This window comes from Dyella silvatica (assembly GCF_026283955.1).
Lineage (GTDB): Bacteria > Pseudomonadota > Gammaproteobacteria > Xanthomonadales > Rhodanobacteraceae > Dyella_C > Dyella_C silvatica.
The window spans coordinates 1-14,935 of record NZ_JAPDPE010000129.1; the positions used below are offsets into that span (position 1 = coordinate 1).

The 14,935-nt window shown below is 61.7% G+C and carries 11 protein-coding genes and 1 pseudogene; 3 read left to right on the forward strand and 9 right to left on the reverse strand.

Annotation, left to right across the window (positions count from 1 at the left end; all coding sequences use genetic code 11):
* The 7 genes and pseudogenes from OUZ52_RS19430 to kdpF form a co-directional block, all read right to left on the reverse strand.
* A partial coding sequence (locus OUZ52_RS19430; protein ID WP_266160200.1) for a DUF4118 domain-containing protein occupies window positions 1–1,508 on the reverse strand: 1,508 nt, incomplete at its 3' end.
* A 113-nt stretch (window positions 1,509–1,621) separates the two neighbouring features.
* Entirely contained in the window at window positions 1,622–2,200 is a 579-nt protein-coding gene (gene kdpC, locus OUZ52_RS19435; RefSeq protein ID WP_266160201.1) for a potassium-transporting ATPase subunit KdpC, read from the reverse strand.
* Between the two features lie 128 nt (window positions 2,201–2,328).
* Window positions 2,329–3,771, reverse strand: a complete 1,443-nt coding sequence (locus OUZ52_RS19440) for an outer membrane beta-barrel protein (RefSeq protein WP_266160202.1) — start codon at window positions 3,769–3,771, stop codon at window positions 2,329–2,331.
* 339 nt (window positions 3,772–4,110) lie between these two features.
* Window positions 4,111–4,338 (reverse strand): hypothetical protein, encoded by a 228-nt coding sequence (locus OUZ52_RS19445; RefSeq protein WP_266160203.1) that lies wholly within the window; start codon window positions 4,336–4,338, stop codon window positions 4,111–4,113.
* 133 nt (window positions 4,339–4,471) lie between these two features.
* A pseudogene (gene kdpB, locus OUZ52_RS19450) lies at window positions 4,472–6,539 on the reverse strand (potassium-transporting ATPase subunit KdpB).
* 4 nt (window positions 6,540–6,543) lie between these two features.
* Entirely contained in the window at window positions 6,544–8,343 is a 1,800-nt protein-coding gene (gene kdpA, locus OUZ52_RS19455) for a potassium-transporting ATPase subunit KdpA (RefSeq protein ID WP_266160204.1), read from the reverse strand.
* On the reverse strand, window positions 8,340–8,432 hold the full coding sequence (gene kdpF / locus OUZ52_RS19460) for a K(+)-transporting ATPase subunit F (protein WP_266160205.1): 93 nt from the start codon (window positions 8,430–8,432) through the stop codon (window positions 8,340–8,342). Before kdpF ends, kdpA begins: the two co-directional genes overlap by 4 nt.
* A 409-nt stretch (window positions 8,433–8,841) precedes the next feature.
* Here kdpF and OUZ52_RS19465 point away from each other — a divergent pair, with 409 nt between their 5' ends.
* Window positions 8,842–10,293 carry a metallophosphoesterase gene (locus tag OUZ52_RS19465; protein ID WP_266160206.1) on the forward strand — a complete coding sequence of 484 codons (1,452 nt, stop codon included), beginning with the start codon at window positions 8,842–8,844 and terminating at the stop codon, window positions 10,291–10,293.
* Window positions 10,290–11,627, forward strand: a complete 1,338-nt coding sequence (locus tag OUZ52_RS19470) for a cytochrome-c peroxidase (protein WP_266160207.1) — start codon at window positions 10,290–10,292, stop codon at window positions 11,625–11,627. Before OUZ52_RS19465 ends, OUZ52_RS19470 begins: the two co-directional genes overlap by 4 nt.
* 16 nt (window positions 11,628–11,643) lie before the next feature.
* Here the strand turns inward: OUZ52_RS19470 and OUZ52_RS19475 are convergent, their stop codons facing one another.
* Entirely contained in the window at window positions 11,644–12,606 is a 963-nt protein-coding gene (locus OUZ52_RS19475) for a VTT domain-containing protein (RefSeq protein WP_266160208.1), read from the reverse strand.
* A 618-nt stretch (window positions 12,607–13,224) separates the two neighbouring features.
* Window positions 13,225–14,424, reverse strand: coding sequence for an MFS transporter (locus OUZ52_RS19480; RefSeq protein ID WP_266160210.1), 1,200 nt, complete (start codon window positions 14,422–14,424; stop codon window positions 13,225–13,227).
* A gap of 182 nt (window positions 14,425–14,606) precedes the next feature.
* Here OUZ52_RS19480 and OUZ52_RS19485 point away from each other — a divergent pair.
* A partial coding sequence (locus OUZ52_RS19485; protein ID WP_266160211.1) for a polyprenyl synthetase family protein occupies window positions 14,607–14,935 on the forward strand: 329 nt, incomplete at its 3' end.

A 14,935-nucleotide genomic window follows, 5' to 3' on the forward strand; every position in this document is an offset into this window, starting at 1 on the left:
GCATGCGCCGCGCGCATCGACTCGACCTGACTGGCCAACCGGGTCGCCAATCGGCTGCACACCAGGGCGGCGACAAAGAACAGGCATACCGCCAGCACATCGTCCGGGCTGGCAATGGTCAGGGAGTAACGCGGTGGCGCAAAAAAGAAGTTGTAGCCGAGAAAACACATGCTGGCGGTATAGACGGCCACGGCCATGCGGGTACGTACCGCCACCACCAGCACGGCGGTAAGAAAAATCAGCGACAGATTGGCGACCGACAGATAACGGTCGGCGAGAAAGGAAAGCCCGAACGCAATCGATACGGCCAAGGTGGCGTAGGCGTACTCATCGCGCCGCCCTCGCCCGCCCGGCATGCGCAGCAGGCGGCGTGCCTGCGCGCGTTCCGCCGGCGTGGCGATGATGGTCAGCTCCAGGTGCGCGCCACGGCGCAGCAAGCGTTGAACCAGCGAGCGGCCAAAAAAACTCACTACCGGTCGTTCGCGGGTGCGGCCGACGATGATCTGGCCGACACCGTCGCGATCGGCATGGGCGATCAACTCATCGGCAATCACATGGCCACGCAGCACTACGGTGTCGCCGCCGAGCCGCCGCGCCAGCCGCATCGCCGCATCGACCCGCTCGCGCCGGGCCTTGTCCAGGGTGGCGCCGGTATCGACAAAGGCCACGCTCCATGGCGAGCCGCGCCGCTCCGCGATGCGGCGCGCCACGCGCACCAGGTATTCGCTCTGGCTATGCCCGTCGATGGCGGCAAGCACGCGTCGACGCACCGGCATGACCCCGCCGCGCGCCAGCATGTGTTCGCGCAAATCGCTGTCAACATGGCCGGCCACGGTATCCACCGCCAGCTCGCGCAAGGCGCCCAGGTTGGTCGGCGAGAAGAAGGCATCCAGCGCCGCGGCAGCGGTTTCCGGCACATAAACCTTGCCTTGCTTGAGCCGCTGGATCAGCTCGCGCGGCGGCAAGTCGACCAGCACGATGTCGCGGGCGCGATCGAGAAACGCATCGGGTACGGTCTCGCGCACGGTCACATTGGTGATGCGCCGGACCTGATCGTTAAGGCTTTCCAGATGCTGCACATTGAGCGCGGTGTAGACCTCGACCCCGGCATCGAGCAGCTCGGCAATGTCTTGCCAGCGTCGCTCGTGACGGCCGCCAGGCAGGTTGCGATGCGCCAGCTCATCGACCAGCAACACCGCCGGGCGCCGGGCCAGCGCGGCATCCAGGTCGAACTCGGTAAAGTCTTTGCCGCGATAGTTGACCTTGCGCCGCGGCAGTACTTCTAGCCCTTCAACCAGCGCCTGGGTTTCGACGCGACCATGGGTTTCGACCAGGCCGACCACCACGTCGACGCCTTGACGCTTCAGCTCGCGCGCCGCCGAAAGCATGGCAAACGTCTTGCCGACACCGGGAGCCGCGCCGAGAAAAATTTTCAGCTTGCGGTTTTGATCGTCGTACGAGGTGCCCAACAAGGCATCGGCGCGGGCTTCGCGGGAGGGTTCAGTCATCAGTGGCGCGCTCCACGCATTCGCCTTCTCAACCCGGAAGGCATAGGGGGTCAAACAGCAAATCGCTCCGCCAGGCGAGGCCTGACGGAGCGGGAATCAAACGCGCCGCCAGATTAACGCTTTTGCTGTGCATCCAACGCAAGATTGACCTGCAACACATTGACGCGCGGCTCGCCCAGCACGCCTAGCTGACGCCCGGAGGTTGCCGCTGCCACCAGCTTCTGCACATCGGCCTCGCTCATGCCACGCACCCGCGCCACGCGGGCCAGCTGGTACTGCGCCGCCGCCGGGGTGATCTCCGGGTCGAGGCCGCTGCCGGAGGCGGTGACCAGGTCTGCCGGCACCGGCGCGGTGTTGCCCGGGTCAGCCGTGTGCAAGGCATCGATACGCTGCTTGACCGCATCGACCAGCGCCGGATTGGTCGGCCCCAGGTTGGATGGCGTGGAAGAAGCGCCGTTGTTGGCCATCGGCGTGGTGGCAGACGGACGGCCCCAGAAATACTTGGGCTCGGTGAACGACTGCCCGATCAGGCTCGAACCGACCGCCTTGCCATCCTTCTCGACCAGACTGCCGTTAGCCTGCTTGGGAAACAGCAACTGTGCGACGCCGGTGACCGCCAGCGGATAAATAACGCCGGTGATCACGGTCAGCAACAACAGCATGACCAGAATATTGCGGAGGAGCTTGCTCATGTCGTGGATCTCGGTAGTACTGGATTGAAACGTGCTGGATTGAAACGTGCTTGATTGAATCGGATCTGATTGGGTCCGGTCTGATTGCATCGAGCCTGGTCAAACCAGGCTCGATAAAACCGGCCTGCTCAGTAATGCAGGATGGCGTCCATCAACGCGCTGACCTGATAGTTCTTGCGGCCGCCGTCGTAAATCGCCAGGTCATACGAATGCTCGTAGCGAATCTCCGGGCGAATCTCCAGGTCTTGCGAAACCCAGTGCGTCAGGCCCAGCGTGTGGCTGGAATAACGGGTGGCAAAACCGGTGCGCTGACCCTTCTCGTCGTTATAGAACTCGTTGCGGAACGAGATCATGTTCTTCGGATTCAATTCGACGTTGAAGTAATTGACCACACCGAAAGCACCGGCCCTGCCCGCCGTCGGTGACGAGCCGGCCACACCTGGAATGCCATCAGGGCCATAACCCGGGATATTGCGGCCGAAGATGCGATAGGCCTCGGTCAGCATGTGCACGTCGTGGCTGAAACGATGACCCCAGGTCATCACGTACATCTGGATATTGTTGTAGTTGTAGTCGGAGTGGTTAAGGCTATTGATGCAGGGGTAAAGCATGTCGTTGTTGTCGGCCGACACCCAGCGCACGCACGCCTGCAGCGTCGGTCGCGCAGAGTGGTTCCACACGGCCGTGTCGTTGCCGCCGTTCACACCGACCTGCAAGGTCCAGTGGTCGTTGAGCTTGGTGGTGGTCATCACACCCATCTGGGTATACGGGTCGACCGTGTACAGAATGGAATGCGTCAACAAGTAATTGTTCGGCGAAAACTGCGCCTCGATGTCGGGCAGCGACAAGTAACGACCGATGCGCACGTTCATGCCCTGCGCCACCGACGGGATATAGATGTCGGCGTAGAACAGCATCGGGTCATAACCCATGGTCTTGCCCGGCAACGCCTTGCTGCCCGGGTTGTTCAACAGCTGGTTGCTGAAGACGCCTTTCATGGTGGTGTAGTGGTAGTCGTAGCCGTACAGCAGATCCAGGTGCATGCCCCAGTCAACATGATCGGTCTGCACCGTGTCGGGCAGACGCTCGATGCGGAACAAGAACTGGTCGAACTCCAATCGGTTCGGCCGCGTCGCATAGGAAAGCGGATAGTTGGTGTGGTTGGACGAGCTCATGTTCAAGGACGGGTTGATCCAGCCGTAAACCTCGATGCGGTTGTCCTGCATCCATTTGCCCAGGCGCGTGCAGGCCATGGCTTTTTCCAGCGGATATTGCGAGTTCTCGTTCGGCACGCCGATCGGATAAGCCACGCCACCGAGCTGCCATTCCGCCGAGGGGAACGGGGCCGAATCGAAGGGCGACTCCATCGCGCGGCGCTTGGGCGCTGCGGCGTTCGGATCGGCGGGCTGTGCGTCTTCGCGATAGGCCGCGGCAAGGCGCGACGCGAAACCATGCGAGCAATCGCTGCTGGCCACCGGCGTGGCGGCCGGGGCGGCATCATCAGCCAAAACCTTGGTAGCCGGCGCCATCGCCAGCAGGCAGGCAATGACAAGAGTCTTTTTGATTTGCATAACTAGCCTTTAGACCGCAAGCCTCATGGGCTTATTAAGTATTGAATGAAATCGGGTTTAAAAAAATCGAACAGAAGTCAGCTTGAACGGATTCGGATCAAAACCTGCGCTGTAGCATCACAAAACCACGGCTTTCCCCGACACGGCGGGATTCGCTGGGCTGGATGTCGCTGCTGGTGTTCCGATAAACATCTGAAAGTATGACGCGGCAAGCCTCGCTGTCAGCGCAAACAGGTGACGTTTCATGCATCGACTCCCGCACCGCTCGGTCAGAACGATGCGATACGCCATGTAGAGAAATCGTTAGATCGAACCGCCGTTGAAACGCTTCATGCCCGATCAAATGCCCGCATAGCCGCCGAGCACGTAATCGTCGTTGCTGTCGCCAGGCGCCTCGGTATCCCGTGGTGTCTGGGTTGCCGGCGTCTGAGCTGCTCTAGCCGTTCGATTTGGCTGCATCGGTAGCGCGATGACCACATCGCAGGCCGAGTCATTGGCTGATAACCGCAGCTCCATATCCGGGTGAGTGTCATCAGGCAGCGAAACCGAAAGCTTTAGCGTTTGCATGGTGAAAACCTTATTGAGAGTGGTTGACCCTCGCCCCTGTTTGCAGGGAAGGACTGGGCCGGGGGTGCGCCTTGCGGCGAGGGTTCACCCCCTCCCAACCTCCCCCCCTGCAAACAGGGGTGAGGGGTGTAGGTCATGCCAGACCGAACAACACCAACAGCATGTCGATCAACTTGATGCCGATGAAAGGCACCACGATGCCGCCCAAGCCGTATACCAACAGGTTGCGGCGCAGTAGCGCACCCGCGCCAAGCGCGCGGTACTTCACCCCTTTGAGTGCCAAAGGAATCAGGAAAATGATGATCAACGCGTTGAAGATCACCGCCGACAGAATCGCACTCTGCGGGGTCGCCAGGCGCATCACGTTGAGCGTGTTCAATGCCGGGTACGTGGTAGCGAACGCCGCCGGAATGATCGCGAAGTATTTGGCGATATCGTTGGCGATGGAGAACGTGGTCAGCGAGCCGCGGGTAATCAGCATCTGCTTGCCGATTTCCACCACCTCGATCAACTTGGTCGGATTGGAATCCAGGTCGACCATGTTGCCGGCTTCTTTGGCGGCCTGCGTACCGGTATTCATCGCCACCGCCACGTCGGCCTGGGCCAGCGCCGGCGCATCGTTGGTGCCGTCGCCGCACATGGCTACCAGGCGATTCTCGGCCTGAATCGTGCGGATCAGCTTGAGCTTGGCCTCCGGCGTGGCTTCGGCCAGGAAATCATCGACACCGGCCTCGGCGGCGATCGCTGCCGCGGTCAGCGGGTTGTCGCCGGTGATCATGATGGTCTTGATACCCATGCATTTCGGCGAAACGCTCGCGGATACCGCCCTTGACGATGTCCTTCAGCTCGATCACGCCCAGCGCGGTCGAACCTTCGGTCACGATCAGCGGGGTAGCGCCGCGCCTGGCGATGTCTTCGGCCATGCGCTTGACCAGCGGCGGCAGATGGCTGCCATTGGCTTCCAGGGCACGCTCGACCGCGTCCAGTGCGCCCTTGCGGATCGAACGCGTACCGATGTCCACGCCGCTCATGCGGGTTTGCGCAGTGAATGGCACAAACACGGCATGGTCGGCTTCCAACTGACGCTCACGCAAGCCGAAGCGCTCTTTCGCCAGCACCACCACGCTGCGGCCTTCGGGTGTTTCGTCGGCCAGCGAAGCCAGCTGCGCGGCATCGGCCAGAATGCTTTCTTCGATACCCGGCGCCGGCAGGAACGCCACCGCCTGGCGGTTGCCCAGGGTGATCGTGCCGGTCTTGTCCAGCAGCAGCACATCGACGTCGCCAGCGGCTTCAACGGCACGGCCCGAGGTGGCGATGACGTTGGCGCGGATCATCCGGTCCATACCGGCAATACCGATCGCCGACAGCAGCGCACCGATGGTGGTCGGGATCAAGCAGACCAATAACGCGATCAACACGGTCAGGGTGATCGGATTGCCTTTGCCGGCGGCCTGCACGCTATAAATCGAGTACGGCAGCAAGGTCGAGCAAGCGAGCAGGAAGATCAGCGTGAACTTGGCCAGCAAAATGGTCAGCGCAATCTCGTTTGGCGTCTTGCGTCGCGAGGCGCCTTCGACCATCGCGATCATACGGTCGAGAAAGCTCTCGCCCGGATTGCTGGTAATACGCACCACCAGCCAATCCGACAGCACCCGCGTACCACCCGTCACCGCACTGCGGTCACCGCCCGACTCGCGGATCACCGGCGCGGATTCGCCGGTAATCGCGCTTTCGTCCACGCTGGCGGCACCTACCACCACTTCGCCGTCGCCAGGCAACTGCTCGGTGGCATCGACCAGCACATAGTCGCCGGTGCGCAGGTCGCTGGATTTCACCAGGGTGACCTTGGCATCGCGTTGCGGGCCCGCCAGCTTTTTCGCAATCACGTCTTTGCGCGAGCTGCGCAGCGTGGCGGCTTGCGCCTTGCCGCGCCCTTCGGCCAAGGCCTCGGCAAAATTGGCGAACAGCAAGGTAAACCACAGCCAGATGCTGACCCAGAAGATAAAGCCGGTCGGGGCTTCGCCGTGGCCGGCTACCGCCTGTGCCCAGAGCAGCGTGGTCAGCACGCTGCAGACGAATACGACAAACATCACAGGGTTGCGAAACTGCTGCCGCGGCGACAGTTTGCGGAACGAATCTGCAACTGCGGTGAGAATCAACTCACGATTGAAGCTGCTGACAGCTTGGGTATGAGAACTCATGGAATCAGTGTCCCGACATCAAATATTCAGCAATGGGGCCAAGCGCCAAGGCCGGAAGGAAAGTCAGCGCGCCCACCACAATCACCACACAGGCAAGCAAGGTCACGAACAGCGGCGTATGCGTCGGCAAGGTGCCTCCCGACGGCGGCACGTGGCGCTTGGCAGCCAGCGAACCGGCCATGGCCAACATCGCAATGGCCAGCAGGAAGCGGGCAAAAAACATGCAGACGCCGAGCAAGACGTTCCAGAACGGGGTATTCGCCGATAGCCCGCCAAACGCACTACCGTTGTTGTTGGCGGCCGAGGTCACCGCGTAAAGCATTTCGCTGAAGCCATGTGCGCCGGGGTTGGCTATGCCCGCGACACCCGCTGGCGACATCACCGCGATCGCCGTGCAAATCACCACCAGGGCACAGGGAATCAGCACGGCCAGGCTGGCCATTTTCATTTCGTGCGCCTCGATCTTCTTGCCGAGATATTCCGGCGTGCGGCCGACCATCAGCCCGGCGATGAACACCGCCACCACCGCAAAGGCCAGCATGCCGTACAGCCCCGAACCGACACCGCCGAAGACCACCTCGCCAAGCTGCATCAGCCACATCGGCACCAGACCGCCCAGCGGAGTAAGCGAGTCGTGGGCGTTGTTGACGGCACCGCAAGAGGCCGCCGTGGTGATCGCCGTGAACAAGCCACTGGCGGCGATACCGAAGCGGGTTTCCTTGCCTTCCATATTGCCGCCCGACTGCAGCGTGGAAGCCTGCTGATCGACCAGGCCATGCAGGGCCGGATTACCTGCCTGCTCGGCACCGACCGCGGCGAATGCCAACGGAACAAAGATCAGCAACATGGTGGCCAGGATCGCCCAGCCCTGCCGCCGGTCACCCACCATGCTGCCGAAAGTGATGCAAAGACCGCCAGGAATCAAAAAGATCGCCAACATCTCGATGAAGTTGCTCAGCGGTGTTGGATTCTCGTAGGGATGGGCCGAGTTGGCGTTGAAGAAACCGCCGCCATTGGTGCCCAGCTGCTTGATCGCAATCTGCGAAGCGGCCGGCCCCATCGGCAAGGTCTGCACGGTCATCGGTGACTCTTTGGTGACGTCGTGACCGGCGGCATCTTTGAGCACGTTGCCGGCAGCGTCCTTGACCTGCTCGACCTGGGTGATGTGCTGGGTCAACGGCACGTCGACATACCCATTGAGGTTCTGCACCACGCCCTGCGATACCAACAGCAAGGCCATCACGAACGACAACGGCATCAAGATGTAGAGCGTGCTGCGGGTCATATCGACCCAGAAGTTGCCGATGCTTTGCGAACTACGGCGAGTGAAGCCGCGGATCACCGCAATCAACACCGCGATACCGGTCGCCGCCGAGAGGAAGTTCTGCACCGCCAGGCCCAGCATCTGGGTCAGGTAGCTCATGGTGCTTTCGCCGCCGTAACCCTGCCAGTTGGTATTGGAGGCAAAGCTGATGGCGGTGTTCATCGCTGAATCCGGCGAAACCGCCGGGAAATGCTGCGGATTGAACGGCAGCCATTGCTGTACACGCTGCAGCAAATACACCACCAGCAAGCCAGCCACGTTGAACAGCAGCATGGTCAGCGCGTAACGGCGCCAGCCCATGTCGTCGCCCGGGCGAATACCGGCCAGGCGGTACAAGACATTCTCGACACCACGGCCGACACGATTGACCTTGTTCGGGGTATCGGCAAACACCAGCGCCATGTATTGGCCTACCGGCTTCACCAGCAACAAAAGCACAGCCAGGAAAATCAGTACCTGGACAATATCGTTCGTGGTCATTCGAACCACTCCGGTTTAAGCAAGGCTACGCACAGGTAGACAGCCAGGGCCACCGCGATGACGGTAGCCACGACGTAGACGAAGTTCATGAGGGGACCCCCTGCAGGGAAAACGTGATGACTAGGAAAAGGACGTGCACGTGCCGTACATGGCAGATGCAGCGATCAGGGACGTCGACCCAAACGGTCGCAGACCATCAGAAATCCGATGCTGGCCGCGCTGAGGACAAAACAAAACAACAGGTAGATGACATCCATAGTGCCGACTCAAAGTGGTGTACCAACGATGCGCACTATAGAAATCGCCGCATAAGAAAGGGGTAGCGAATTCCTGCGGGGGCGTATAGAACGCGTAAAATTTCTGTGTACGTCCGAGTACAGCAATGTGCCTGACGGGCCTGGCCGTGCGCCCTGTCCGCTGGCCCGGCTTTCTTTTTTGTTTCATCCCAGTCACGTACCTTCAGCCAGATACGCAGCAGAAAGCCTCGACGGACCGGTAATGAGTTTTTATAAAAAACACTATGTGCTCGCCCTGATCGCCACCGGCATGCTGGCTGGTTGCCAGCACCAGCAGCGGCCTTTCGCCGATGCCGCCAGCAATGCGGCCAACCTCCAGGCGGCATGGGTGGAACTTGGCGATAACGGCCAGGCGATGGCACGCGTGCTTACCCGGTTTGGCACCGCCAAGGGCGGCAATGCGCTGTGTCCATTGCTGACGGTGGACGGCGCCAGCACACGTATGTCTTTACGCGTCGCGGCCGGCACGCTGCCGCTGCGGCCCACCGCCAGCGCGGTGGCTGACTCGAAACCCTCGGTTTTCCCGCTCTCGGTGTGCGAGGCCAGCTTGCCGGCCAATGCGCGTCAGGCCAGCGTGGCCGGGCGGCCACTACCGCTGCCCAAGGCCGAGCCACAGCGCATCCTGGTCCTGGCCGATACCGGCTGCCGCATGAAAAAGGCCGATAACGCCTTTCAAGCCTGCAATGACACCGCGGCCTGGCCCTTGACCACCACGGTCGCCACCGCCACGGGTTTCGAGCCCGACCTGGTGTTGCATATCGGCGACTATCACTATCGCGAAAATCCCTGCCCGGCCGATATCGACGGCTGCCGCGACAGCCCGTGGGGTTATGGCTGGGATGCCTGGGAGGCCGATTTCTTCAAGCCTGCGGCGCCGTTGCTGGCCAAGGCGGCGTGGATTTTTGTGCGCGGCAATCACGAGGAATGCAAGCGCGCAGGCCAGGGCTGGTTTCGTTTTCTCGACCCACGCCCGTACGACGATGCACGCTCGTGCAACGACCCGGTCAACGACGAGCAAGCCAATTATTCCGAGCCCTATGCGGTTACGCTTGGCGCGGGCTCGCAGCTGATCGTGTTCGATTCGTCCAAAGCCAACAAGATCGCACTCAAGCCGGAAGATCCGCAGTTTCAGATCTATCAAAAGCAGTTCAAGACCGTCGCCGCACTGGCCGGCAAAGCGGGCATCAGCACCAGCATTTTTACCGACCATCACCCGATTCTGGCTTTTTCACCGGTCGTGGGCACGCAAATGGTGCCGGGCAACCGGTCGTTGCAATCGGTGATGCGCAGCTTGAACGGGCTGGCTTATTACCCGCCGGGTATCCAGCTCGCCCTGCATGGTCACGTACATGCGTTTCAGGCGATCGACTTTGCGTCCAGCCATCCGGCGACGATAGTTTCCGGCAACGGTGGCGACAACATCGAAGTAGCCCTGCCTGACCCATTGCCGATCGGCTCCGCGCCTGCCGAAGGCACCGTGGTCGAGAAGATTGCGCAGCACAACAGTTTCGGTTTCATGTTGATGGAACGGCGCCCTGCCCCCGCCCATGGCTGGACCATCAAGGTCTACGCCGCTGCCGGCAAGCTGCTCACTACCTGCATGCAGAGCGGTAGCCATCTAAGCTGTGACAAGAGCGGTTTTATCGCCCCATGAGGCGCTGGCGCCAACCCTGTGCAAGCCGTCGGCTGGCGCTGCTACTTAGCTGCGTGCTTGTCGCCAGCGTGGCTTGGGCCAGTGAGCCGCAGGCGGTTTCGCTGTTGCCAGGTGCTGCGGCTACGCCAGTCGTCCAATGGATCGGCGCCACAGCACAAGTCAGCGCCAAGGCGGATGCGAGCAGCGCGGTGTTTCAGCCCGACCCGGTCTTGGCCGAGCTGGGCCGCCGTGTGTTCAACGATGCCCGATTGTCGGAGCCGGCCGGCACCGCTTGTGCCCGTTGCCACGATCCGGCGCGCGCGTTCTCCCCCAACTTGGTCGCCAACGGCGTGCCGCCGGGCGGCCGACCGGGCCACTTCAGTCAGCGCAACGCGCCGTCGTTGCTATACGTCCGCTACGTGCCGCAACGCTATTTTTATCAAGACGACGATGCGCCCTACGCCTCGCCGTTTGGCGGTCTATTTGCGGATGGCCGTGCAAATAACCTGGCCGAACAAATTCGCGGCCCATTGTTCGACCCCGATGAAATGAACAACGCATCGCCGGCCAGCCTGCTGCGCAAGATCAACCGCACGGAGTTAGCGCCAGCCCTTGCGGCGCGCTTTGGCCCCGCGGTGCAACGCGATCCGCAACAACTGCTGCAGGCGCTCGGTGCGGTCATGCAGGCTTATTTGCAAAGTGACGAGATGGCACCCTTCAGCTCGCGCTTTGATGATTACCTGCGTCACCGCACACCCTTGTCGGCGCAGGAAATGCGCGGACTGGCGCTGTTCAAGGATCCGGACAAAGGCAACTGCGCGAGCTGCCATACGCTGTCCGATACGGCCAGCCGGCCCGAGCGTTCGCTATTCACCGACTTCGGTTATGACGCCATCGCCGTACCGCGCAACCCGGCGTTGCCCGCCAATCGTGACGCGGCGCATTTCGACCATGGCCTGTGCACTACCGCGCAACGCCTGCATTGGCCCGAGCCCGGACAATGGTGCGGTTACCTGCGCACGCCAAGCCTGCGCAACGTGGCGGTACGGCAAAGCTTTATGCATAACGGGGTATTTCGCACGCTGCGCGATGCGGTGGCGTTTTACAACACGCGCTCTATCGATCCTCGGCGCTGGTATCACGGTGGGGTAGAGTTCGACGATGTCGCGCCGATCTATCGCGCCTATATCAACGTCAATACCATGCCGATGAACCGCCGCCCTGGCATGTCGCCGGCCTTGTCCGAAACCGAAATAGACGACATCGTGGCGTTTCTTCGCACGCTGACCGATGCGCCTTATAGGCCCGCCATGCCGGCGGATGCCTCATGGCCGACAAGCCATGCCTTACCGTGATTGCATGCCTTGACGATCAGTGCGCCAAGACCGCCACCACCGGCGCCAGTGGTTCAATCGGATAACCCGCGGCGTCCCACGCATCGAGCCCGCCCAGTAATGGCCGCACGCGTCGATAACCCATCGCGGACAAGGTTTTCGCCGCCATCGCCGCAGTGACTTCGTTAGGGCATTGGCAATAGGTGACCAGCTCACGCTCGAATGAAATGCCCTGGACCAGCTGATGCACGCCATCACTATCGATCAGCAAGGCGCCCGTGATAACCCGGCCATCCAGCAATCGACTCGCAGCCGGACGCACATCGACCACGATCGGCGCCTGCCCCGCCTCGATCGCCTGATAAAGCTCAGCCACCGTGATCCGCGGCATATGCAGTGAACGCAATAGCCGCCGACGCTGCCACCACTTAGCCGCGATATACAGCGCCAACAACACCGCCAGCAGTTCGATCGCCAACGTACCCGCGCTGGCCAGCGTCGCCAGCAGTTGATCGATCTGCGCGGCAAAGGCGTAACCCACCGCCACCGCCAACCCCGCCCATAACAACGACCCCACGCCATCGAGCCACAAAAAGCTCAGCGGCGACAAACCCATCGCCCCCACCAGCGGCGGCGCCACGGTGGAAAGCCCAGGTACGAATTTGGCGAACAGCAATACCTGCCCGCGCCAACGTTGAAAGCGCAATTGCGACTGCTTTACACAGGAATCCGGCGACAGCGAAATACGGCAAATCGTGCGCATCACCCCACCGCCATAACGCCGCCCCGCCGCATACCAAGCCACGTCACCCAGCAAACAGGCCACCAATGCGGCAACCAGAATACCGACCAGCGACAGCTGCGCATTCGCCGCCAACGCCCCCGCCACAATCAGTGTAGGCACCGCCGGCATCGGCACCCCAGCCTGCGCCAACAACACATTAAAAAAGACCAGCACCAATCCGTACTGGGCTATCAAAGCGATGATTTCGTGGGCCATCGGAGCACCTGGACGCAGCCTGACAGACCGCCAGCACCCATGATCATAAGGACCGGCCAGCATTGCAATGCGCAGACGCTGGCCCATGGCCAGCAGGCTCTATTCAAAGGCTCGGCCGGGGCTTCGCGCTGGACCTCTGCCCGCAAAAGCTACCCCCTCCCAACCTTCCCCTGCAAGTCCCAAAAAGGGGACTCCCTTCGGTCGCAGAGGAGGAGTAAAAGCCGCAAGGTCGAGAATCAACGCGAACACCGCGCGCGACGCTTACGGCTGCAGTTGCAGTTGCAGTTGCAGTTGCAGTTGCTTTTGATCTTGCCCTTGACGTCAGGGTCCCCTGTGCGTCGGTGAGGGCTGGACGACAAGGCCCGCAGGGGCATCGACATGGACGTCGATGCCTTTTCGCCAGGGCAGGAGCCCTGTCGAAAAGCCCGGCCAGCCCTCACGCACCCGAAGGGCGACAAGCGGGGATGGCCTTCTCTTGGGTTACTTTCTCTTGGCCACGCAAGAGAAAGTGACTCGGACCCCGGCAGGGGTTCGAAGCCCCGCCGCAGGCGACCAGAGCACCACACTCCTAAGTTCAGGCGAGTAAACAGCCCCAACACACTCTCGGCAGAGTGAAACTCAGCGCGCAGCCACCACCAAGACATCCCCCGAAATACGCCGCCCGCCCATCCAGACCAACGGCAACCAAACCAGCGTCAACGCCGCCGCACAAACAAACACCCCATCCGCACCCAGCCGGCCCAACGCGACACCACCCATCGCCCCACCCACAAAAGCGCCAAGAAACTGGCTAGTGGAATAAGCCCCCATCGCCGCCCCCCGCAACGCCGCCGGCGCCAGCCGAGAAACCAGGCTAGGCAACGCCGCCTCCAACAAATTGAAGGCCGAGAAAAACACCGCCGCCGCCACTCCCAGCGCCGCCAGATGCTCGCCGGAAAGCGCAAAACCCATCAGCGCCAAGCCAATCGCCACCACACACAACATGACGATATGCAAGCTCTGCCGCAGCTCGCGCATGCGATGCAAACAAGCCCCCATGACGAACGCCGCAATCACCATCACCGGTAGATACAACTCCCAATGCCGATGAACCGGCAACTGCAAACGCTCGGTCAATAGCAAGGGCAAGCCGACAAAACTCGCCGTCAACAAGGCATGCAGAAAAAACACCGAGCCATTGAGCACCAGCATGCGCCCATCGCGCATCATCGCCAGCACCACGCCAAAGGTCGCCGCCGCCGGCGCCCTGGCCCGCTCAGGCGTGGGCACGATCAGCCACAGCAAGGCCAACGACACCAGCGCCAACAGCGACGTCGCGGCGAACAGGCCGGAAAGCCCGCCGATCGCCTCCAACGGGGGCCCAAGGATCAAGGCCAGCAAAAAGGCCACGCCGATCGATACGCCAATAATCCCCATCACCTTATTGCGGTTTTGCTCTTCGGTAAGGTCGGCCGCCAACGCGATGCCCGCGCCGGCCACCGCGCCCATGCCCTGTAGCGCCCGGCCGATCACGATACCCAGCAAGCTGTGCGAACAAGCGGCGACCAGGCCACCGATGGCAAAAACCGCCAGGCCCAGGCTAATCGCCGGCTTGCGGCCGATACGGTCGGACAGCAGCCCCAATGGAATCTGCAGCAGCACCTGGCCCAGCCCATAGATGCCCAAGGCCATCCCGATCAGCAGGGGAGTCGCATCGGGCAGGCTCTGCGCATACAGTGAGAACACCGGCATGATGAGAAACAGGCCGAATAACCGCAGACTGATGACACAGGCCAGGGTCAGCGCACTGCGCCGCTCTAGACGGGAAAGCTGGCTCACCGGGAAAATCGCATAGGGGAAATCATCAAGGCCTCGTGCATCGGACCGATTATACGGATGCATGTTGCGGCAAGGCTTGTGGCGGCATGTCGCGGCCATCATTCGATCACTAAACCCACCGTCAGACAGCCGTCGCCCCCTATAATTACGACGAACCAAGGATCCGATCGTCCATGAAATCGATGCCAGCCACCCCCGTGACCCCAGCCACCGACTTTGCCGCCGTGCGCGGGCTTGCCGCCGCCGACATGCAGCGGGTCGATGCGTTGATCCGGCAACGGCTGTCTTCGGACGTGGTGCTGATCAACCAGATCGCCGATCACATCATCGCCGGCGGCGGCAAGCGCCTGCGCCCCATGCTGCATGTACTGGCGGCGGGCGCGGCGGGTTATCGCGGCGAACAGCACGTCAAGCTGGCCGCGGTGATCGAATTCATTCACACCTCGACCTTGCTGCACGATGACGTGGTGGACGAATCGGATCTGCGCCGAGGCCGCAAAACCGCCAATGC

Bases quoted from the DNA above. Each gene is read 5' to 3' on its own strand.
- OUZ52_RS19440 (WP_266160202.1), bottom strand. From the start codon at position 3,771: ATGCAAATCAAAAAGACTCTTGTCATTGCCTGCCTGCTGGCGATGGCG.
- OUZ52_RS19445 (WP_266160203.1), bottom strand. From the start codon at position 4,338: ATGCAAACGCTAAAGCTTTCGGTTTCGCTGCCTGATGACACTCACCCG.
- kdpC (WP_266160201.1), bottom strand. From the start codon at position 2,200: ATGAGCAAGCTCCTCCGCAATATTCTGGTCATGCTGTTGTTGCTGACC.
- kdpF (WP_266160205.1), bottom strand. From the start codon at position 8,432: ATGAACTTCGTCTACGTCGTGGCTACCGTCATCGCGGTGGCCCTGGCT.
- kdpA (WP_266160204.1), bottom strand. From the start codon at position 8,343: ATGACCACGAACGATATTGTCCAGGTACTGATTTTCCTGGCTGTGCTT.
- OUZ52_RS19465 (WP_266160206.1), top strand. From the start codon at position 8,842: ATGAGTTTTTATAAAAAACACTATGTGCTCGCCCTGATCGCCACCGGC.
- OUZ52_RS19470 (WP_266160207.1), top strand. From the start codon at position 10,290: ATGAGGCGCTGGCGCCAACCCTGTGCAAGCCGTCGGCTGGCGCTGCTA.
- OUZ52_RS19475 (WP_266160208.1), bottom strand. From the start codon at position 12,606: ATGGCCCACGAAATCATCGCTTTGATAGCCCAGTACGGATTGGTGCTG.